A 19,945-nucleotide genomic window follows, 5' to 3' on the forward strand; every position below is an offset into this window, starting at 1 on the left:
GAACCGCACTTCTGGGTGATCTCGTGCCGTCTGGGCGCAGAAATTCGGTTTGGGGTTCGATGGGGTCGGGAAATAGCTCTGTCGACGACAGAAAACCACGAAAACCGTGGGAAGTCTTTTGTAAAGGAGAACGACCATGGAGCTCACCGTCTGGGGCATCATCACCGCGCTGATCGTCGGTCTGATCATCGGCGCGCTGGGACGCCTGGTGGTGCCGGGCCGGCAGCCGATGCCGATCTGGCTGCACATGGTGATCGGTGTCGGCGCCGCTCTGCTCGGCACGGTCATCGCCCGCGCTTCGGGCTTCGCCGAGACCGCCGGCATCGACTGGCGGGAGCTCATGCTCCAGGTGCTGCTGGCGGCCGTCGCGGTGGCGCTGGTCTCCGGGGTGGGCCGCAGCCGCCGGGGTGTCACCCGGTAACAGCTGAGTCTCGAAAGGCGCCCGACCGTCGAGGTCGGGCGCCTTTCGTTGTCGTACGCCCCGGTTTGCCAGTCGCGTACCACCTCCTCGCCGCTCCGTCCTGCGATACCGTCGGGCCCGCCCACTGTCGTAAAGGAATCCTTCGTACTAGGGTGCGACGGAGAAGGTTAATGCCAGGCGGGAGGGAAGTCGCGTGAACAGGTGGAAACGGCTGGTCCCGGTCACCGCCGTGGTGGCCACGACCGCGATGGTGCTGGCCGGCTGCGGTGGCTCCGGTGACGACGCGGCAGACACCAGCAGACTGACGGTCTGGATGATGGGCGAGGGCAGCGAGGCGCAGACCGCGTTCCTCGACGCCGTGGAGACCGAGTTCCGCACCAAGCACCCGGACACCGACGTGGTCGTGCAGTACGTCCCCTGGCTGGAGGCGCCCAAGAAGTTCCAGGCCGCGCTCGCCGGGGGCGAAGGCCCCGACATCACCGAGCTAGGCAACACCGAGACGCAGGGCTGGGCGGCGCAGGAGGCCCTCGCCGACGTGACCGACCGGATGAACGGCTGGGCCGAGGGCAAGGACATCCTGCCCGACCTGGTGCGCAACGCCCAGCTCGACGGACGGCAGTACGGCGTGCCGTGGTACGCCGGAGTCCGGGGCATCTACTACCGCACCGACTGGTTCGCCGAGGCCGGCGTGCAACCGCCGAAGACCTGGGACGAGCTGGTGGCGGCGGCCAAGGCGGTACAGGCCGTCAAGCCCGGCACGTACGGCATCGCCCTGCCCGGCAACTCCGAGCTGCCGTTCTATTCGTTCCTGTGGGGTGCCGGCGGTGAGATCGCCACCCAGCAGGGCGACACCTGGACCTCCGGCCTGACCTCGCCGCAGGCGCAGCAGGCGGTGAAGTTCTGGACCGACCTGGTGACCGTGCACAAGGTCGCCCCGCCGGCCGCCGCCGGGTGGAACGAGATCGACGCGCGGACCCAGTTCGCCACCGGCAAGGCGGCGATGGCCTTCGCCGGGAGCTGGCAGCAGGGCGCGATCGCCAAGGACAACCCGGAGATCGAGAAGGTCTGGGGCACCTTCCCCATCCCGAGCCCGGACGGCCGGCCCGCACCCGCCTTCGCCGGTGGCTCCGACCTCGCCGTCTGGCAGGACAGTCAGCGTCAGGACCTCGCCTGGGACTACCTCACCGTCCTGCTGAACAAGAAGAACGCCCAGGAGTTCGCGGACAGCCTCGGCTTCTTCCCGGTCTACTCCGACCTGGTGGGCGGCGACCGGTACGCGAATGACAAGATCATGGCGGCGTTCGCGACCACGATGCAGAACACCAAGCTCACGCCGCTCACCCCCAGGTGGGTCGAGGTCAGCCGGACCAAGACGGTGACCCAGGCGATGAACAGCTCGGTCATGAAGGGTCAGAAGACGGTCGAACAGGCCACCGCCGAAGCGGCCGCGGAGATGGAAAGCATCCTCAACGCCAAGTGACCACGCTGACCGAGACGCCGGAGGCCGCTGCCGCACGGGAGACCCCCGTGCGGCGGCGCCGCCGAGTGGACCGCCTGCCGTACCTGCTGTTGCTGCCCTGCCTGGTGATCATCGGCGTCCTGCTGCTCTGGCCGCTCGGTCAGGTGGTGGTGATGTCCTTCCACCGGCTGGACAACGTCCGCCAGTTGCGCGGCGACCGGGACTGGCCCTGGGTCGGGCTGGGCAACTACGCCCAGATCCTCGGTGACCCGTTCTTCTGGACCGTGCTGCGCAACACGGTGCTCTTCGCCGCGGCCAACGTGGCGCTGACGATGGTCCTCGGCACCCTGGTCGGGCTGCTGCTCAACCGGTTGGGCCGACGGATGGCGGCGTTCGTGGCCAGTTGCGTGATGCTCGCCTGGGCCACCCCCGCGCTGACCGGCACCATCGTCTGGAAATGGATCTTCAACGACACCAGCGGGCTGGTCACCTGGGCCTTCAACGCGCTGCCGGACGGGCTCTCGCAGGCGCTCTTCGGCCGCACCGACTGGACCGGGTACGGCTGGTTCAACTCCCCGCTGCTGTTCTTCGCGATCCTCACGCTGGTGGTGGTCTGGCACTCCTTCCCGTTCGTGGCGGTCAGCGTGCTGGCCGGGCTCAAGAGCGTGCCGAGCGAGCTGCACGAGGCGGCCCGGGTCGACGGTGCCGGGCCGTGGCGGGTGTTCTGGCAGGTCACCGTGCCGTTGCTGCGGCCGGTCTTCGGCATCCTGGTGGTGCTCTCCACGATCTGGGACTTCAAGGTCTTCACCCAGTACTACGTGCTCGCCGGGGGCACCCAGGACCGACCGACCTTCATGCTCTCCGTCTACTCGTACGCCGAGGCGTTCTCACCCCCGCCCAAGTACGGCCTCGGCGCGGCGGTCGCGGTGATCCTCACGCTGATCCTGCTGGTCGTCACCGGGGTGTACGTGCGGATGGTGCTCAAGCAGGAGGAGGAGGCGTGACGGCCGACACGGCACCCGCCGCCGGGCGTACCCCGCAGGACGCCGAGCCCCGTCTGACCGCTGTCGGCCGGCGGAGCCGAGGCGGTGGGCGGCGCAGCCGTACCGTCCGGCGGATCGCCCTCAACGGCGCCGGCCTGCTGGTGGCGATCTTCGCCGCCTTCCCGGTCTACTGGATGATCACCACCTCGCTCAAGCCGAGCAGTGAGATCTTCGCCAGCACGCCACGCCCGCTGCCGGCCGAGCCGACGCTGGCGCACTACCGCCAGATCCTCACCGGGAACCTGATCCCCGGGGTCAGCTACACCGACTTCTTCCTCAACAGCCTGCTGGTCGTGGTGACCACGGTGCTGCTGAGCGGCCTGGTGGCCCTGCTCGCCGCCACCGCCGTGGCCCGGTTCCGCTTCACCCTCCGGACCAGCTTCCTGATCATGCTGCTGGTGGTGCAGATGATCCCGCTGGAGGCGCTGGTCATCCCGCTGTTCCTGATGATCCAGCGGCTCGGCCTCTACAACACCCTGCCCAGCCTGATCCTCACCTACCTGGGCTTCTCGCTGCCCTTCGCGATCTGGATGCTGCGCGGGTTCGTCGCCGCCGTACCCAAGGAACTGGAGGAGGCCGCGGCGATCGACGGCGCCAACCGGGCGCAGATCTTCCGCCGGATCCTGTTCCCGCTTGTAGCGCCGGGCCTGGTCGCGACCAGCATCTTCTCCTTCATCGTCGCGTGGAACGAGCTGATCTTCGCGTTGACCTTCATCAACCGGCAGGACCGCTACACCTTGCCGGTGGCGATGACCTTCTTCTTCGGGCGCGACGAGACCGCCTGGGGGCCGGTGATGGCCGCCTCCACGCTGTTCACCCTGCCGGTGATCATTTTCTTCCTGTTGGTGCAGCGGCGGATGGTCTCCGGCCTGGTGGCCGGCGCGGTCAAGGGATGAGCCGGTCGTAGGCTGGCCGGTATGACGGGGAAACTGATCTCGGTGAACCTCGCGGTGGTCACCGAGGCGGCCTGGGCCGGTGACGCCAGCGGACGCAGCGGCATCGACAAGCGGCCGGCCGCCGAGCGGGTGACCGTGCGCGCCGACGAGGTCGTCGGTGACTTCATCGGCGAACGGGCCCACCACGGCGGTCCCGACCAGGCGGTGTACGCGTACGCCACGGAGGACGCGCAGTGGTGGGCGGCGGAGTTGGGGCGGGACGTGCCGCCGGGGCGCTTCGGCGAGAACCTGAGCACGCTCGGGGTGGACGTGACCGACGCGGTGATCGGGGAGCGGTGGGCGATCGGGTCCGCGCTGTTGCAGGTGACCAAGCCGCGTACGCCCTGCCGGACGTTCGCCGGGTTCTGGGGTGTACCGGATCTGATCAAGCGATTCACCGTACGCGCGGCGCCCGGGGCGTACCTGCGGGTGCTGCGGGCCGGGACGGTGGGTGCCGGCGACCCGGTCGAGGTGGTGGACCGGCCGGCGCACGGGGTGACCATCGGTGAGGTGTTCCGGGCGCTGAGCCTGGAGCCCGCGCTGCTGCCCCGGCTGCTGGACGCCGACGACCTGCCCGAGTCGACCCGCGCCAAGGTGCACCGACGCCTGCGTACGCCCACCGGCTGACCGCCGCCGAGCGCCGCTGCGCGCCGAACGCGCTTGCGATGCGGCCGAACGCGCTGCGGCGCGGCCGGATGCGCGCCGGACGTGCTGCGGAGCGCGCCGGACGTGCTGCGGAGCGCGCCGGACGTGCTGCGGTGCGGCTGGATGTTAGGAAGGGTCCCCTGCTATGCACCAGGCGTTAGCAGGGGACCCTTCCTTACATCAGATCAGCGGAGCCAGGGGATGTTGCGGTTGAGCTGACCGCGCTCCTTGAGCTCCTTGCGCAGCGGGATCTCGTCGTCGATGTAGCCGTCCCAGTTGATGCCCCAGTAGTTCGCGGTGTGGGTGCCCTCACCGCAGAGCTGGCGCTGCACCGGCGTGCGGTTGTTCCACCACTCGCCGTTCTGGTCGATGTGCAGCTCGTCCAGCGGGCGGATCCACCGGTAGGTGTAGCCCACGAAGAGCATCTTGCGGGTGATCGTCGACAGGTTCGTCGACCGCGAGTGCCACTGGCGGCGGTCGAAGATGAACGCGTCACCCGGGTTGGCGGTGATCTCGACGGTGCCCTCCGGGTCCGGGTTGTGCACCGTGGTGTCCGCCGGACGGGGCAGCGAGTTCCACAGGTGGCTGCCCGGGATCACCTTGGTCGCGCCGCGACCGTTCTCCGACAGGTCGGAGAGCACGTAGGCGACCTTCAGCGAGAACATCGGCCGAGGCAGGTTCGGGTCCATCGTCTCCGGGTCGGAGTTCTGCCGGTACCCGTCCTGGTGCCACCCCCAGTACGGCTTCTCCGGCTCCAGTGCCGGCGGGGTGACGTCGAGGTGGTTGTGGTGCGAGTAGATGTTCCACCCGGCCAGACCCCACATGTACGGGAAGGCGATCGGGTGGGTGAGCAGTTCACCGAAGAGCTCGTCGCGCTCGAGGAAGCCGAGCAGGTGCAGGGTGCCGTCCTTGGTGGTCTTGCCCTTGGCCTTCTCCTCCTCGTACACCCGGTCGACCGCGGCCTCGAGAGCGGCCCGGTGGTCCTCGGTCAGGACGTTGCGCAGCAGGAGAAAGCCCTGCTCGTGGAACTCCTTGCGATCGACGTCGCTGATCGGTTCGTAGCCGGTCCGGTCGCCGTAGTCGAATGCCACGTCGTACCCCTCCCCAAGAGGTGAAACCAATTTCGGGCACAGGCCGCCGATCGTAACTCTCGTCGACACGCCCCGGGGAGTGCCCCGGGGCCTTCACGTCGACATCGCGACCGACGGCGGCGGATCAACTGCGGAGAGTTGCGATCAATCGCGCCAGGCGGGGGATAAGGGCGAATAGCCGGTTTTCGCGATGACTGCGGGTAAGGAGATCGAGGTCTTTCAGACGTCGGCGTGGACCTCGGCGAAGACCTGCGAGTCGCTGCGGTCCTGCTCCGGCAGCCGCTTCCAGGTGCCGCGCTTGGCGGTCCACTCCCGGCCGTCGAAGGTGACCCGCTTCACCCCGTGCTCCTTGGCGTGCGAGACCATCCAGTGCGCGTACCGCCAGCCGGCGCGCTCACCGTCGGCGGACGTGGTCAGCCCGACGGGGCTCTCCACGAAGTCGCTGAGCCCCCAGTCGAGCGTCAGCCCCTCGGCCAGTTTCGCGATCGCCGCCGCGCCGCGCAGCACCGGATCGCCCCCCACCGTGCAGGTGACCGCCGTGGTGGCGTCGCCGAGCAGCGCCCGGGTCAGCACCTCCGACTCGTCGGCCCACTTCTCGTACGCCTCCGGGAAGGCGGAGCGCTGCACCTTCTGGGCGGCGTCGGTGACCCGCATGTCCTCCCAGCCGCGCACCTTCTTCAGCGCCGCGTAGAACTTCCGGGCCGCGTACCGGGGGTCGCCGATCTGCTCGGGTGTGCCCCAGCCCTGGCTCGGCCGCTGCTGGAACAGCCCCACCGAGTCACGGTCGCCGCCGGCCAGGTTGCGCAGCCCGGACTCCTGGTACGCGGTGGCCAGCGCCACCACCACCGCCCGCTCCGGCATCTTGCGCTGGGCGCCGATCGCCGCGATCGTCGCCGCGTTGGCCATCTGCTGCGAGTCCAGCGTCACCTCGCCATCGGCCTGCACCGTGCACGCCCGACCGGCGAACGGCAGCCGCAACTGCTCACCGACCTGCCGCAGACCGAGGACGATCCCGATCACGGCGATCAGCACGAGGACCACGAAACCCGTCACGACTGCCCGAGTCCGCACCCACACCTCCCGGTATCAAGGTCCGCCAAGCGTACGTCCCGCGTCGACCGGTACGAGCGCTCCGACCGGTTTCCCCCGTCGTCGGTGCCTGATGAGGTTCCCCGGGGCGGCCCTTCCTCACCTGTCGAGTTCGGCGACCCATCGGGGCGGGCGCTTCTCCCGGAACGCGGTGACCCCCTCGATGCCGTCGCCGGACAGGAAGTAGCCGGTGGACAGCGCGGACAGCTCCGCCAGCTCGGCGCGCAGGTCGGTGCCGGCCGGGCGGCGCAGCAGGTCCTTCGCACCGGTCAGCGCCATCGGGGCGCCACGCACCAGCGAGTCGAGGTAGCGCCCGACCGTGGCGTCCAGCTCGTCGCCGGGCACCGCCGTGGTGACCAGGCCGATCTCGGCGGCCCGTCGGCCGTCGAAGGTGTCGCCGGTCAGGTACAGCTCGGCGGCGGCCCGAGGGAGCAGCCGGGGCAGCACCGTCGCCGAGATCACCGCCGGGATCACCCCGATCCGTACCTCCGTGAAGGCGAAGGTGGCCTCCGCCGCGCAGACCGCCAGGTCGGCCGCGGCGATCAGGCCCAGGCCGCCGGCCCGTGCCGGACCGGCCACCCGGGCCAGCACCGGCTTCGGGCACTCCCAGACCGCCGCGAGCACGTCACCGAGCATCCCGGCGGGCACCGTGCCGCTGGCGTACGCCGCCGCCGTCTCCTTCAGGTCCGCCCCGGAACAGAAGACCGGGCCGGTGTGGTCCAGCACGATCACCCGGACCGCGTCGTCGTCGACCGCGGCAGCCAGCCCGGCCAGCAGTTCGGTCATCAACGGGGTGGAGAGCGCGTTGCGGTTGTGCGGGCTGTCCAGGGTGAGGGTGGTCACCCCACGGGCCGTGGCGACCCGCACGAACGCGTCGGGAGAGGTCATGTGAGGGCACACTAGTGGCCATGCCCGGCCTCCTTCCAGCAGGCGAACCCGTACCCGCCGACGGGTCGCTGCCCGCCTCCGCCCGCGCCCGCGTCGGGCACCAGGGCTTCGGCGTGTACGTGCACGTGCCGTTCTGCGCCAGCCGCTGCGGCTACTGCGACTTCAACACGTACACCGCCGAGGAGTTGGGCGGCGGCGCGAGCCGGGAGGGGTACGCCGACACGGTGCTCGCCGAGCTGGCACTCGCCGCGCGGGTGCTGGGCGAGACGCCGCCGGGCCGGGTGGAGACCGTCTTCGTCGGCGGCGGCACCCCCACCCTGCTGCCCGCCGACGATCTGGCCCGCATCCTCGACGCGATCGACCGCACCTGGGGGCTGGCCGCCGACGCCGAGGTGACCACCGAGGCCAACCCGGAGTCGGTCGACCCGGTCTCGCTCAAGGAACTGCGGGCAGCCGGCTACACCCGGATCTCGCTCGGCATGCAGTCGGCCACGCCCGGGGTGCTCGCCGTGCTCGACCGCCGGCACCGGGCCGGGCGCGCACCGGCCGCCGCACTGGAGGCGCGCGACGCCGGGTTCGCGCACGTCAACCTGGACCTGATCTATGGGACGCCGGGGGAGCGGGCGGAGGACTTCGCCGAGTCGCTGGCCCAGGTGGTGGCGGCGGGCGTCGACCACGTCAGCGCGTACGCCCTGATCGTCGAGGACGGCACCCGACTGGCCGCGCGGATGCGACGCGGCGAGCTGCCGTACCCGGACGACGATGTCGCCGCGGAGCGTTACCTGGCCGCCGAGGCAGCCCTCGACGCGGCCGGTTTCTCCTGGTACGAGGTGTCCAACTGGGCGCGGACACCGGCCGCCCGGTGCCGGCACAACCTGCTGTACTGGACCGGCGGCGACTGGTGGGGCCTCGGCCCGGGCGCGCACAGCCACGTCGGTGGCGTGCGCTGGTGGAACGTCAAGCACCCCCGCGAGTACGCGAGCCGGCTCGCCGCCGGTGAGTCCCCCGGGATGGCCCGGGAGGTGCTCACCGACGGCGAGGCACACATGGAGGACGTCATGCTCCGGCTGCGGCTCGCGTCCGGGTTGCCGCTGGACGTCCTCGACGAGGCCGGTCGGGCGGCCGCCGCGCGGGCGGTGGCGCAGGGCCTGCTCGCCGCGCCGGCCCACGCGGCCGGCCGCGCCGTCCTCACGGTGCGCGGCCGGCTGCTCGCCGACGCCGTGGTGCGGGACCTGCTGCCCTGACAAGCGTCTCCGAGGGTCAGCGCTTCACGAAGGCGTAGGTCATCGGGTAGCGGTAGAGGGCGCCCTCGTTGGCCTTGACCCCGGCGATGATGCCGAAGATCACCGGCACGATCCAGACCAGGAACGGCACGAAGAACAGCAGGCCGCAGGTGATCGCGGTGAGCACCCAACTGAGCAAACCGGCGATCGCCCAGGTGATCTGGAAGTTCACGGCGGCCACCGAGTGCGCCCGGACCACCGGGCTCTGCTGGCCTCGGGTCATCATCGCGATCAGCGGCGCGACCCAGCCCAGCAGGCCCCCACCCACGATCACCCCGAGCGGGCCACCGAAGTGGGCGATCAGCGTCCAGGTCTTGTCCTCGTTGTTGGCGTAGCCGCCGCCGGGGGGACCGTAACCACCCGTCGGGTACCCGACACCGGGTGCGCCACCTGGCGGGTACTCGCCCGGCGGGGGATAGCCACCCGGCGGGGGGTAGCCGCCTGACGGCGGATAGTCACCGGGCGGGCCGTAACCGCCGGGTGGCGGGGGCTGGTCGCCGGTGGGCGGCGGATAGCCGCCGGGCGGGGGATAGCCGGGCTGGCCGGAGGAGCCCGACAGTGGAGAAGTGGGGTCGTCGCCGGACCCTGGAGGACGAGGTGGTTCAGTCATGTGGCCACGGTAGGTGCCAGCGGCAACGGACGCACCATAGCGACACCGGGGCGTGTCAACCCGTCGGCCGGTTTCCGCCACGACCGGGACGACTTGATCATCGCGGGCACGGGAACCCCGACGTAGACTGGCACTCGCTACAGTCGAGTGCCAGAGTGTTCCTCTGGCACTCTGGGCGCTCCGGGCTGACCTGCGACAGGAGGTGGGGAGGATGGGTCTCGACGACCGGAAACTCGCCGTGCTCCGGGCGATCGTCGAGGACTACGTCGCCACCCAGGAGCCGGTCGGCAGCAAGGCGCTCGTGGAACGGCACCAACTCGGTGTGTCCCCGGCCACCGTACGCAACGACATGGCCGTGCTGGAGGAGGAGGGCTACATCCGCCAGCCGCACACCAGTGCCGGACGGGTGCCCACCGATCGCGGCTACCGCCTCTTCGTCGACCGGCTCAGTCGGGTCAAGCCGCTCAGCCCGGCCGAACGCCGGGCGATCGAACGGTTCCTGGTCGGCGCGGTGGACCTCGACGACGTGGTGCACCGGACGGTACGCCTGCTCGCGCAACTGACCCGCCAGGTCGCCGTGGTGCAGTACCCGAGCCTGGCCCGTTCCACCGTCCGGCACCTGGAACTCGTGCCGATCTCCACCACCCGGCTGACGCTGGTGATGATCGCCGACACCGGCCGGGTCGAGCAGCGGCTTGTCGAACTGCCCGCGCCGGTCCCCGCCGACGACGTCCTGGACCTGCGCCGACTGGTCAACGAGAAGCTGGTCGGCACCCGCCTGTCCGACACGCCACCGCTGGTGCAGACACTCATCGACGAGTGCGCGCCGCACCTGCGGGCGGCCATGACCACGCTCTCCACCGTCCTGCTGGAGACCCTCGTCGAACGGCACGAGGAGCGGCTCGCCCTGGCCGGCACCGCCAACCTGGCCCGGGGTGGCCTGCTCGACTTCCAGGGGTCGCTGCGCCCCATCCTCGAAGCGCTCGAGGAGGAGGTGGTGCTGCTCAAGCTCATCGGCGAGGTCGAACCGAGCACGCTGCGGGTCCGCATCGGCGACGAGAACCAGATCGACAACCTGCGGGCGGCGTCCGTGGTCAGCACCGGATACGGCCCGGGCGCGACCATCGTCGGGGGGATGGGCGTGCTGGGACCGACCCGGATGGACTACCCCGGAACAATCGCCACGGTGAGGGCCGTGGCACGCTACGTGGGCGAGCTGCTGGCCCAGAACTGACCAGTCAGGGCCGACGGCAGGCTGCCGCCACCGACCGGCGTAACGCGAGACGAACACGAGGACACGGAACCCAGTGGCCAGGGACTACTACGGCATTCTCGGCGTGAGCCGAGGGGCCTCCGACGACGAGATCAAGCGCGCCTACCGCAAGCTGGCGCGCCAGTTCCACCCGGACGTGAATCCGGACCCGGAGGCCCAGGAGAAGTTCAAGGACATCAACGCCGCGTACGAGGTGTTGTCCGACGACCGGAAACGGCAGATCGTCGACCTCGGTGGCGACCCGCTCGCCCCGGGCGGCGGCGGTGCCGGTGGACCGGGCGGCCCCGGTGGCGCCGGACCCTTCGTCGGCTTCCAGGACATCATGGACGCCTTCTTCGGCGGGGCCACCGGCGCCGGGCGTGGCCCGCGACCGCGTACCCGGCCCGGGGCCGACGCGATCCTGCGGCTGGAACTCGACCTGCAGGAGACCGCCTTCGGGGTCGAGGCCCCGATCACGGTCGACACCGCGGTGCTCTGCACCACCTGCACCGGGGCCGGCACGGCCGCCGGCACCCACCTGGCCACCTGCGAGGCGTGTGGTGGCCGGGGCGAGGTGCAGTCGGTGCAGCGCACCTTCCTCGGCCAGGTGGTGTCCGCCCGACCGTGCACGGTCTGCCAGGGCTACGGCACGACCATCCCGCACCCCTGCCCCACCTGCGCCGGTGACGGCCGGGTCCGGACCCGCCGCTCGCTGACCGTGAAGATCCCGGCCGGCGTCGAGGACGGGATGCGGATCCGCCTGGCGCAGCAGGGCGAGGTCGGTCCGGGTGGCGGCACCGCCGGTGACCTGTACGTGGAGATCCACGAGCGGCCGCACGACGTCTTCTCCCGCAAGGGCGACGACCTGCACTGCCGGGTCACCGTGCCGATGACCGCCGCCGCGCTCGGCACCCGGCTGACCATCAAGACGCTGGACAGCGAGGAGCCGGTCGACGTCAAACCGGGCACCCAGCCGGGCAGCACGCTGCGGCTACGGGCCCGGGGCGTACCGCACCTGCGCGGTGCCGGTCGGGGCGACCTCTACGTCCACCTCGACGTGCGTACCCCGACCAAGCTCGACGCCGACCAGGAGCGGATGCTGCGGGAGTTCGCCGTGACCCGGGGCGAGGAGGTCGCCGAGCTCAGCAAGCAGGGCGGCTTCTTCTCCCGGATGCGCGACGCCTTCAACGGTCACGCCTGAGGTGTCCGCACCGCTCTTCCTGGTCGAGTCGCTGCCCACCGGCGACTCGACGGTGCTCGACGGGCCGGAGGGCCATCACGCGGCGACCGTGCAGCGGCTCCGGGTCGGCGAGGAACTGCTGCTCGCCGACGGTCGGGGCGGCACCGCCGACGCCGTGGTCACCGCCGTCGGCCGAGGCACGCTCGACCTGGACATCACCGGTCGCGGGTACGTCGACGCGGCGAACCCGCGACTGGTGGTGGTGCAGGGCATCGCCAAGGGTGACCGGGGCGAGTTGGCCGTGCAGGCGATGACCGAGACGGGCGTGGACGAGATCGTGCCCTGGGCGGCGTCCCGCTCGGTGGTGCAGTGGCGCGGCGAACGAGGCGTACGCGCCCGGGGCAAGTGGGTGGCGACCGCCCGGGAGGCGGCCAAGCAGGCCCGCCGGGCGTGGCTGCCGGTGGTGGCCGGCGCCCCGGACGAGTCAAGCGCGTCGGTGGCCCGCCGGATCGCCGGTGCCGCCGCAGGCTATGTGCTGCACGAGGAGGCGAGCGACCGGCTGACCACCGTCGAGCTGCCCGACCGGGGCGAGATCGTGCTGGTGGTCGGCCCGGAAGGCGGCATCGGCCCGGCCGAGCTGACCTCCTTCCAGGAGGCCGGCGCGCAGCCGGTCCGACTAGGCCCGTCGGTGCTGCGTACCTCCACGGCCGGGGTGGCCGCCCTGGCCGTACTCGCCACCCGCCTGCTGCGCTGGTGACCGCGACCGGCCGAGGGTGTGCACCTCGGCCCCTTTGCTCTGCTTCAACGGACGCAACGGTCTGTGGTCGGACGCGGCGCTCTCCGGCCGGGGATCTCTAGGTGCGCAGGTAGGAGGCGCCGTTGAGGTCCACGATGGTGCCGGAGGCCCACTCCGCCTCGGGGCTGGCCAACCAGTGCACCGCCGCCGCGATCTCCTCGGGGCGGGCCACCCGGTCGAACGGGCTCTGTGCCCGGACCGCGTCGCCGCGTGGCGACTTCAGGTGCTCGTTGGTCATGTCGGTCGCCACGAAACCGGGCGCGACCGTGGCGACCGCGATGCCGTACGGCGCCAGGGCCACCGCGAGCGACTGGGCCATCGCGTTGAGCCCGGCCTTGCTGGCGCCGTACGCCGGGTTGGCGGGTTCGCCCCGGAACGCGCCACGCGACGAGACGTTGACGATGCGCCCACCGCCCGAGCGCATGTGCTGGGCCGCGCACCAGGCGGCGTTGGCGGCGCCGAGCAGGTTGGTGTCGAGGATCTCGCGCCACCGTCGCTGCCACTGCTCGTAGCTGCTCTCGAAGACCGGGTGCGGTGGATCGGCCGGGCCGAACACCCCGGCGTTGTTGACGAGTACGTCGAGCCCGCCGAGTCGTTCCGCCGCCTGGTCCACCATCGCGCGTACCGCGTCGGGGTCGGCCAGGTCGGCGCGGACCACCAGATGGCCGTCGCCGGGAAGCTCGGCCCGTAACGCCTCGGCCAGCTCCGCCGAGTCGCGGTGGTGGATCGCCACCCGGTCGCCGGAGGCGGCGAAGGCCGTGACCACCGCCCGCCCGATGCCGCGTGAACCACCCGTGACCAGTACCGCCCGCCCTGCCATGCGCGCCATCCTGCCGCACCCGCCCGGATGTGAGGAAGGGACCCTTCCTATACACGAGGCGTTAGCAGGGGACCCTTCCTTACACTGCCCCGGTGAGTACTCCTGACTGCCTGTTCTGCCGGATCGTCGCCGGGGAGATCCCGGCCACCGTGGTCCGTGAGACCCCCACCACGCTCGCCTTCCGCGACATCGACCCGAAGGCGCCGGTGCACGTCCTGATCGTTCCCAAGGAGCACTACGCCGACGTGGCTACCCTGGCCGCCGGTGACCCGGCGCTGGCCGGTGAGGTGCTGGCCACGGCCGCCGCGGTGGCCGAGGACGAGGGGCTGCTCGGGGACGGCTTCCGGTTGATGTTCAACACCGGGGCGTACGGCGGCCAGGAGGTCTTCCACGTGCACGCGCACGTGTTGGGCGGTGCGCCGCTCGGGCCGATGCTGGCCCGGAGCGTGGCGTGACCACAGCCGCCACCGGTCGGCTCGACCGGATGGTGCGGCAGGTCCAGGCGCGGGGACGGGTGCCGGCCCTGGCGGCGGCGGTGCACCGGGCCGACCGCCCGCTGTGGACCTGCACGGTCGGCGGCACCGGCAACGACACCGCGCTGGACGCGGACACCCGGTTCCGCATCGGGTCGGTGACCAAGACCTTCACCGCCGTGCTCGCCCTCCAGTGCCGCGACGACGGCCTGCTCGACCTGGACGATCCGCTGGACCGGCATCTGGACCTGCCGGCCCACGGCGAGCTGACCGTGCGTCGCCTGCTGTCGCACACCGCCGGCCTGCAACGGGAGCCGTACGGCGACGTCTGGGACACGTTGCGGGCACCGGACGCCGACCGGCTGGTCGCCGAGCTGGCCCGGGCGGAGCGGGTGCTGCCGCCGGGCCGTCGCTACCACTACTCGAACCTGGGGATGGCCCTGCTCGGTCGGCTGGTCGGCCAGGTGCGGGGCGGGACCTGGGCCGAGGTGCTGACCGAGCGGGTACTCGTCCCGCTGGGGCTGACCGCGACCACGGTCGACCCGGGGCCCCGCGCGGCGACCGGGTTCCTGGTCGACGCGTACTCCGACGAGGCGCGCCCGGAGCCGCCGACCGACTTCGGTGCGGTCGGGCCCGCCGCGCAGCTGTGGAGCACCGCCGGTGACATGGCTCGGTGGGCCGCGTTCCTGGCCGACCCGGCGGCCCTGGACCCGACCGGAGTGGTGCTCGCGCCGGCCACGCTGGAGGAGATGCGCTGGCCGGTGACGGTCACCGACGAGACGTCGTGGTCCGGCGGTTTCGGCCTGGGCCTGCTCCTGCTGCCGCAGGGCCAGCGGGTGGTGCACGTCGGGCACGACGGCGCGATGCCCGGGTTCCTCGCCGGGGTGTACGGCCGGCGGGGCGGCGAGGACGCTCCCGCCGCGTTCGGCGCCGCCGTGCTGGGTTCCTCCGGTACCGCCGTGGACGTGCTGGAGCTGCCGCACCGGCTGCTCGCCGCCTCGGTCGAGCACGACCCGGCCGACATCGTGCCGTGGCGGCCGGGCACACCGGCCCCGGAGCACCTGCGCGGGCTGCTCGGTCGCTGGTGGGGCGAGGGTTTCGAGTACGTCTTCGGCTGGCACGACGGTGCCCTGCAGGCCCGGGGTGCCGGTGACCCGTCGGAGAAGCCGCCGGCGGTCTTCGCGCCGATGCCGGAGCAGCCGGACGTGTTCCGGACGGTCTCCGGCCGGGAGGTCGGCGAACTGCTCCGGCTGACCCGGGACTCCGTCGGCGAGGTGGTCCGGATGCACTGGGCGACCTACCGGTTCACCCGACGGCAGGAGACCTTCGACAGGTACGACTTCCGGGTCGGAAGCTGAGGAGTTTTGTCTACTTGTGCACCAGTCGTCGGATGGCGCGGCGGCCACTCGCCGTCGCCGCTGTGAGCAGGCGCACCGAGGGGCCACGCCCGGCCGTTGCCGGGGGAAATGGGCGGCGTGTCCGCGCCGTTGAACCGATACGATGGAGCCAACATCCGTACGCCGTGGCAGCAGGCCCGGCGCCGAGATCGAGAGCAGGTGGCGCAGGGCCCCTCGGCCCGACCTATGACCGGCACCCCACCTCCCGGCCCGCCCAGGGTGCAGACCAAGATCACGGTCCCCGACTCGAAGATCATGGTCAACCTGCTCGGCGCGGGTGACGAGATCCTGCGACTGGTCGAGCGCTCCGTGAACAGTGACGTGCACGTACGCGGCAACGAAATCACGATCACCGGTGCCCCCGCCGACAACGCTCTCGCCGAGCGGATCTTCAGCGAACTCCTCGAACTGATCGAGAAAGGCGAGACCCTGACCACAGACGCCGTCCGGCGTACCGTCGGCATGCTCGAACAGGGCGGCGCGGAGCGGCCCGCAGAGGTCCTGACGCTCAACATCCTGTCCCGGCGCGGGCGGACCATCCGTCCCAAGACGCTCGGGCAGAAGCGCTACGTCGACGCGATCGACGGGCACACCATCGTCTTCGGCACCGGCCCGGCCGGCACCGGCAAGACCTACCTCGCCATGGCGAAGGCGGTCCAGGCGTTGCAGGCCAAGCAGGTCAACCGGATCATCCTGACCCGACCGGCGGTCGAGGCGGGGGAGCGGCTGGGCTTCCTGCCCGGCACGCTCAACGAGAAGATCGACCCCTACCTGCGCCCGCTCTACGACGCGCTGCACGACATGCTGGACCCGGAGAGCATCCCGAAGCTGATGGCGGCGGGCACCATCGAGGTCGCCCCGCTGGCATACATGCGAGGTAGGACGTTAAATGACGCGTTCATCATCCTCGACGAGGCGCAGAACACCACGCCCGAGCAGATGAAGATGTTCCTCACCCGGCTCGGGTTCGGCTCCAAGATCGTGGTGACCGGTGACGTCACCCAGGTGGACCTGCCCGGCGGGACGACCAGCGGGCTGCGCGTGGTCCGGGAGATCCTGGAAGGCGTCCCGGACGTGCACTTCGCGCAGCTCTCCAGCGCCGACGTGGTGCGGCATCGACTGGTCGGTGAGATCGTCGACGCGTACGCCCGGTGGGACGCCGAGCGGGAGAACCAGCAGGCCCAGGGCGTGCACGCGGTGGCCGGGCGTACTGCCCAGGGCAACCGCGCCGGCCGGCGCCGCTAGACCGAGGGAAGACAGTTGTCCATCGAGATCGCCAACGAGTCCGGTGTCGAGGTCGACACCGACGCCGTGCTCGCCGTCGCCCGGCACGCGCTCGACGAGATGGGGGTCAACCCCCTCGCCGAGCTCTCCGTGCTGCTGGTCGACATCGACTACATGACCGAGCTGAACCATCGCTGGATGGGCGGCGACGGTCCCACCGATGTGCTCGCGTTCCCCATGGACGAGGGCAGCGTCGACCACGGGCCGGGGGAGAACGCCGCCGCCGGTGGCGAGCCGGCCCTGCTCGGTGACATCGTGCTCTGCCCGGAGGTGGCGGCGAAACAGGCCGCGACCGCCGGGCACGGCGCCGCCGACGAGCTGCACCTGCTCACCGTGCACGGCGTGCTGCACCTGCTCGGCTACGACCACGCGGAGCCGGAGGAGGAGCGGGAGATGTTCGGGCTCCAGGCCCGGCTGCTGTCCAGTTGGCGGTCGACCCGCTCCCGGTGATGGACACTGTGCTGGCCGCGCCCGCCACCGGCCTACCCGATCTGCAACTGCTCGTCTTCGCGGCCGGGCTGGTGGTGCTCGCCGGCCTGATCGCGATGACCGAGGCGGCCCTGGCCGCGGTCTCCCCGGCCCGCGCCGCCGAACTGGCCCGCGACGGAGCCCGGGGAGCCCGTACGCTCCAGGCGGTCGCCGGTGACGTGGTCCGTCACCTCAACCTCCTGCTGCTGCTCCGGCTGCTCGCCGAGCTGACCGCCACCACGCTGGTGGCGCTGGTCGCGGTGGACACCTTCGGCGCGGGCTGGCGGGCGGCACTGATCACCGCCGGGGCGATGACCGTGGTCAGCTTCGTGGTGGTCGGCGTCGGTCCGCGTACCCTCGGCCGGCAGCACGCGTACGCGGTGGGCCGCTCGGCCGCGCCGCTGGTGCGCTGGCTGGGCCGGGTGCTCAACCCGCTCGCGTCGCTGCTGATCCTGATCGGCAACGCGGTGACGCCCGGGCGCGGCTTCCGCGAGGGGCCGTTCGCCACCCAGGTCGAGCTGCGCGAACTGGTCGACCTCGCCGAGCAGCGGGGCGTGGTGGAGCACGGCGAACGGCAGATGATCCACTCGGTCTTCGCCCTCGGTGACACCATCGCCCGCGAGGTGATGGTGCCGCGTACCGAGATGGTGTGGATCGAGTCGGGCAAGAACCTGTCCCAGGCGCTCGCGTTGTTCCTGCGCTCCGGCTTCTCCCGGATCCCGGTGATCGGCGAGAGCGTCGACGACGTGCTCGGCATCCTCTATCTCAAGGACCTGATCCGGCGTACCCAGGGCGGGGCCGCCGAGGACGCGCAGCTCCCGGTGGCCGAGCTGATGCGGCCGGCGACCTTCGTGCCGGAGTCCAAGCCCGTCGACGACCTGCTCTCCGAGATGCAGGCCGCCCGCAATCACCTGGTCATCGTGGTCGACGAGTACGGCGGCACCGGTGGTCTGGTCACCATCGAGGACATCCTCGAAGAGATCGTCGGTGAGATCACCGACGAGTACGACGTCGAGCGCCCGCCGATCGAGCAGCTGCCGGACGGCGCGGTGCGGGTCACCGCCCGGCTGCCGGTGGAGGCGCTCGGCGAGCTGTTCGACACCGAGCTGCCGCACGACGAGGTCGAGACGGTGGGCGGTCTACTCGCCCAGTCCCTCGGCCGGGTGCCGATTCCCGGCGCCGAGGCGGAGGTGTCCGGCCTGCGGCTGATCGCCGAGGGCACCACCGGCCGCCGCAACCGGATCGACACGGTGCTGGTGCACCGGGTCGAACCGTCCGACACGCAGGAGAACCCGGGTGGCGAGGCGACGGCTTCCCGGGGTGACACCGACCGATCCGAGGAGAGGCTACCCGCCGATGCCTGAGTCACCCGCCGTACCGACCGCCCTGCCCGCCGAGGCCGAACTGAGCGCCGAGGACGGCAAGCTGGTCATCCTCGCCCGGGGTGCCCGGGGTCGGGTGGGTGCCGTGGAGGGCGCGGCCGTCCGGGACCAGGACGGTCGCACGTACGCGGCGGCGAGCGTGTCGTTGCCCTCGCTGACCATCACCGCGCTCCAGTTGGCGGTCGCCTCGGCGGCTGCGGCGGGTGCCACCCGGCTGGAGGCCGCCGTGGTGGTGACCGAGGCGTCCACTCTGGATGGCGCCGGCTACGCGGCCGTACGCGACCTGGCCGCCGACGCCCCGGTCCACCTCGCTGCTCCCGACGGCACGGTCCTCGGCACGGTGACCGCATGAGCGAGCGGAGTGAGCGAATCATCAGGTGCAGTGTGGTGGTGCCTCATGGCGGCGCGGAGCGTAGCGGAGTGCCGGCATGAGCGAGCGGAGTGAGCGAATCATCAGGTGCAGTGTGGTGGTGCCTCATGGCGGCGCGGAGCGTAGCGGAGTGCCGGCATGAGCGAGCGGGACTATCGGGCCGGGTTCGCCTGTTTCGTGGGGCGGCCGAACGCCGGCAAGTCCACGCTGACCAACGCGATCGTCGGCCAGAAGATCGCCATCACCTCGAACAAGCCGCAGACCACCCGACACGTCATCCGCGCGGTGCTGCACCGGCCGGACTCGCAGTTGGTGCTGGTCGACACGCCGGGCCTGCACCGGCCGCGTACGTTGCTCGGGGAGCGGCTCAACGACCTGGTGCGGCAGACCTGGAGCGAGGTCGACGTGATCGGCCTGTGCATCCCGGCCGACGAGCCGGTCGGTCGTGGTGACCGGTTCATCACCGGGGAGCTGGCCGAGCTGAAGGCGACCGTGCTGGCGGTGGTCACCAAGACCGACCTGGTCGACAAGAAGCGGCTGGCCGAGCAACTGCTGGCCGTCAGCGAGCTGGGCGAGTTCGCGGAGGTGGTGCCGGTCAGCGCGGTCTCCGGGCACCAGGTGGACACCCTGGTCGAGGTGATGACGGGTTATCTCCCCGAGTCTCCGCAGCTCTATCCGGACGACATGCTCACCGACGACCCGGAGCAGGTGCTGGTCGCCGAGCTGATCCGGGAGGCGGCGCTGGAGGGCGTACGCGACGAGTTGCCGCACTCCATCGCTGTGGTGGTCGAGGAGATGATCCCCGAGGGCCGCCTGATGAAGATCTACGCCGACGTGTACGTCGAGCGGTCGAGCCAGAAGGCGATCGTGATCGGGCATCGGGGCGCGCGACTCAAGGCGGTGGGTACCGCCGCGCGGCGGCAGATCGAGGAGCTGTTGGGCACCAAGATCTATCTCGACCTGCACGTCCGGGTGGCCAAGGACTGGCAGCGCGATCCGAAGCAGTTGCGCAAGCTCGGTTTCTGACGGCTCCGACGCGTACCGGACGAAATGGACGAC

The 19,945-nt window shown here is 71.2% G+C and carries 21 protein-coding genes; 16 read left to right on the forward strand and 5 right to left on the reverse strand.

Features of this window, described 5'->3' with window-relative positions:
- The first annotated feature begins 136 nt into the window (after positions 1-136).
- The 5 genes from ACIBO1_RS26540 (at position 137) to ACIBO1_RS26560 (ending at position 4,485) form a co-directional block, all read left to right on the forward strand.
- Entirely contained in the window at positions 137-421 is a 285-nt protein-coding gene (locus tag ACIBO1_RS26540) for a GlsB/YeaQ/YmgE family stress response membrane protein (protein WP_396698784.1), read from the forward strand.
- Between the two features lie 193 nt (positions 422-614).
- Positions 615-1,901 carry a sugar ABC transporter substrate-binding protein gene (locus ACIBO1_RS26545; RefSeq protein WP_350699751.1) on the forward strand — a complete coding sequence of 429 codons (1,287 nt, stop codon included), beginning with the start codon at positions 615-617 and terminating at the stop codon, positions 1,899-1,901.
- Entirely contained in the window at positions 1,898-2,884 is a 987-nt protein-coding gene (locus ACIBO1_RS26550; protein WP_350699753.1) for a sugar ABC transporter permease, read from the forward strand. Before ACIBO1_RS26545 ends, ACIBO1_RS26550 begins: the two co-directional genes overlap by 4 nt.
- A 53-nt stretch (positions 2,885-2,937) precedes the next feature.
- A complete protein-coding gene (locus ACIBO1_RS26555; protein ID WP_396751153.1) occupies positions 2,938-3,819 on the forward strand; it encodes a carbohydrate ABC transporter permease in 882 nt (293 codons plus the stop codon).
- A 21-nt stretch (positions 3,820-3,840) separates the two neighbouring features.
- On the forward strand, positions 3,841-4,485 hold the full coding sequence (locus ACIBO1_RS26560) for an MOSC domain-containing protein (protein WP_396751101.1): 645 nt from the start codon (positions 3,841-3,843) through the stop codon (positions 4,483-4,485).
- A 203-nt stretch (positions 4,486-4,688) separates the two neighbouring features.
- Here ACIBO1_RS26560 and ACIBO1_RS26565 read toward each other — a convergent pair whose 3' ends face one another.
- From ACIBO1_RS26565 to ACIBO1_RS26575, 3 genes are all read right to left on the reverse strand, one after another.
- Complete coding sequence (locus tag ACIBO1_RS26565; protein WP_350699757.1) at positions 4,689-5,594, reverse strand: phytanoyl-CoA dioxygenase family protein; 906 nt, start codon at positions 5,592-5,594, stop codon at positions 4,689-4,691.
- A 219-nt stretch (positions 5,595-5,813) separates the two neighbouring features.
- Positions 5,814-6,671: a hypothetical protein gene (locus ACIBO1_RS26570; protein WP_396751103.1), complete on the reverse strand. Its 858-nt coding sequence runs from the start codon at positions 6,669-6,671 to the stop codon at positions 5,814-5,816.
- Between the two features lie 111 nt (positions 6,672-6,782).
- Complete coding sequence (locus ACIBO1_RS26575) at positions 6,783-7,571, reverse strand: enoyl-CoA hydratase-related protein (protein ID WP_396751105.1); 789 nt, start codon at positions 7,569-7,571, stop codon at positions 6,783-6,785.
- Positions 7,572-7,591: 20 nt separating this feature from the next.
- Between ACIBO1_RS26575 and hemW the strand changes: the two genes are divergently transcribed.
- Positions 7,592-8,815: a radical SAM family heme chaperone HemW gene (gene hemW / locus ACIBO1_RS26580; RefSeq protein ID WP_396751107.1), complete on the forward strand. Its 1,224-nt coding sequence runs from the start codon at positions 7,592-7,594 to the stop codon at positions 8,813-8,815.
- Between the two features lie 16 nt (positions 8,816-8,831).
- Here the strand turns inward: hemW and ACIBO1_RS26585 are convergent, their stop codons facing one another.
- Complete coding sequence (locus ACIBO1_RS26585; RefSeq protein WP_396751109.1) at positions 8,832-9,464, reverse strand: DUF4870 domain-containing protein; 633 nt, start codon at positions 9,462-9,464, stop codon at positions 8,832-8,834.
- A 211-nt stretch (positions 9,465-9,675) separates the two neighbouring features.
- Here ACIBO1_RS26585 and hrcA point away from each other — a divergent pair, with 211 nt between their 5' ends.
- From hrcA to ACIBO1_RS26600, 3 genes are all read left to right on the forward strand, one after another.
- Entirely contained in the window at positions 9,676-10,698 is a 1,023-nt protein-coding gene (hrcA, locus tag ACIBO1_RS26590) for a heat-inducible transcriptional repressor HrcA (RefSeq protein WP_131053813.1), read from the forward strand.
- Positions 10,699-10,771: 73 nt separating this feature from the next.
- Entirely contained in the window at positions 10,772-11,917 is a 1,146-nt protein-coding gene (gene dnaJ / locus ACIBO1_RS26595; protein ID WP_131053814.1) for a molecular chaperone DnaJ, read from the forward strand.
- Position 11,918: 1 nt separating this feature from the next.
- Positions 11,919-12,653 carry a 16S rRNA (uracil(1498)-N(3))-methyltransferase gene (locus ACIBO1_RS26600; protein WP_396751111.1) on the forward strand — a complete coding sequence of 245 codons (735 nt, stop codon included), beginning with the start codon at positions 11,919-11,921 and terminating at the stop codon, positions 12,651-12,653.
- Positions 12,654-12,750: 97 nt separating this feature from the next.
- On the opposite strand, the gene ACIBO1_RS26605 is transcribed toward ACIBO1_RS26600, so the two are convergent.
- Positions 12,751-13,512, reverse strand: coding sequence for an SDR family NAD(P)-dependent oxidoreductase (locus ACIBO1_RS26605; protein WP_396751113.1), 762 nt, complete (start codon positions 13,510-13,512; stop codon positions 12,751-12,753).
- 92 nt (positions 13,513-13,604) lie between these two features.
- Between ACIBO1_RS26605 and ACIBO1_RS26610 the strand changes: the two genes are divergently transcribed.
- The 7 genes from ACIBO1_RS26610 (at position 13,605) to era (ending at position 19,912) form a co-directional block, all read left to right on the forward strand.
- Positions 13,605-13,967 carry a histidine triad nucleotide-binding protein gene (locus ACIBO1_RS26610; protein WP_396751115.1) on the forward strand — a complete coding sequence of 121 codons (363 nt, stop codon included), beginning with the start codon at positions 13,605-13,607 and terminating at the stop codon, positions 13,965-13,967.
- Between the two features lie 29 nt (positions 13,968-13,996).
- Positions 13,997-15,343, forward strand: coding sequence for a serine hydrolase domain-containing protein (locus ACIBO1_RS26615; protein WP_396751154.1), 1,347 nt, complete (start codon positions 13,997-13,999; stop codon positions 15,341-15,343).
- A gap of 225 nt (positions 15,344-15,568) precedes the next feature.
- On the forward strand, positions 15,569-16,627 hold the full coding sequence (locus ACIBO1_RS26620; protein ID WP_396751156.1) for a PhoH family protein: 1,059 nt from the start codon (positions 15,569-15,571) through the stop codon (positions 16,625-16,627).
- A 15-nt stretch (positions 16,628-16,642) separates the two neighbouring features.
- A complete protein-coding gene (gene ybeY / locus ACIBO1_RS26625; RefSeq protein ID WP_131053820.1) occupies positions 16,643-17,116 on the forward strand; it encodes an rRNA maturation RNase YbeY in 474 nt (157 codons plus the stop codon).
- Positions 17,092-18,498: a hemolysin family protein gene (locus ACIBO1_RS26630; RefSeq protein ID WP_396751118.1), complete on the forward strand. Its 1,407-nt coding sequence runs from the start codon at positions 17,092-17,094 to the stop codon at positions 18,496-18,498. The genes ybeY and ACIBO1_RS26630 overlap by 25 nt, the downstream gene beginning before the upstream one ends.
- Complete coding sequence (locus tag ACIBO1_RS26635; RefSeq protein WP_131053822.1) at positions 18,491-18,868, forward strand: cytidine deaminase; 378 nt, start codon at positions 18,491-18,493, stop codon at positions 18,866-18,868. The genes ACIBO1_RS26630 and ACIBO1_RS26635 overlap by 8 nt, the downstream gene beginning before the upstream one ends.
- Before the next feature lie 156 nt (positions 18,869-19,024).
- The gene (era, locus tag ACIBO1_RS26640) at positions 19,025-19,912 is read left to right on the forward strand and encodes a GTPase Era (RefSeq protein ID WP_350699776.1); all 888 of its coding nucleotides are present in this window, start codon (positions 19,025-19,027) and stop codon (positions 19,910-19,912) included.
- The last annotated feature ends 33 nt before the right edge of the window (positions 19,913-19,945 follow it).

The sequence above is a fragment of the Micromonospora sp. NPDC049903 genome (assembly GCF_044460945.1).
In the GTDB taxonomy this organism is placed as follows: Bacteria; Actinomycetota; Actinomycetes; order Mycobacteriales; family Micromonosporaceae; genus Micromonospora.

Bases quoted from the DNA above. Each gene is read 5' to 3' on its own strand.
- ACIBO1_RS26605 (WP_396751113.1), bottom strand. From the start codon at position 13,512: ATGGCAGGGCGGGCGGTACTGGTCACGGGTGGTTCACGCGGCATCGGG.
- ACIBO1_RS26620 (WP_396751156.1), top strand. From the start codon at position 15,569: ATGACCGGCACCCCACCTCCCGGCCCGCCCAGGGTGCAGACCAAGATC.
- hrcA (WP_131053813.1), top strand. From the start codon at position 9,676: ATGGGTCTCGACGACCGGAAACTCGCCGTGCTCCGGGCGATCGTCGAG.
- ACIBO1_RS26560 (WP_396751101.1), top strand. From the start codon at position 3,841: ATGACGGGGAAACTGATCTCGGTGAACCTCGCGGTGGTCACCGAGGCG.
- era (WP_350699776.1), top strand. From the start codon at position 19,025: ATGAGCGAGCGGGACTATCGGGCCGGGTTCGCCTGTTTCGTGGGGCGG.
- ACIBO1_RS26635 (WP_131053822.1), top strand. From the start codon at position 18,491: ATGCCTGAGTCACCCGCCGTACCGACCGCCCTGCCCGCCGAGGCCGAA.
- ACIBO1_RS26540 (WP_396698784.1), top strand. From the start codon at position 137: ATGGAGCTCACCGTCTGGGGCATCATCACCGCGCTGATCGTCGGTCTG.
- ACIBO1_RS26575 (WP_396751105.1), bottom strand. From the start codon at position 7,571: ATGACCTCTCCCGACGCGTTCGTGCGGGTCGCCACGGCCCGTGGGGTG.
- ACIBO1_RS26615 (WP_396751154.1), top strand. From the start codon at position 13,997: ATGGTGCGGCAGGTCCAGGCGCGGGGACGGGTGCCGGCCCTGGCGGCG.
- hemW (WP_396751107.1), top strand. From the start codon at position 7,592: ATGCCCGGCCTCCTTCCAGCAGGCGAACCCGTACCCGCCGACGGGTCG.
- ACIBO1_RS26585 (WP_396751109.1), bottom strand. From the start codon at position 9,464: ATGACTGAACCACCTCGTCCTCCAGGGTCCGGCGACGACCCCACTTCT.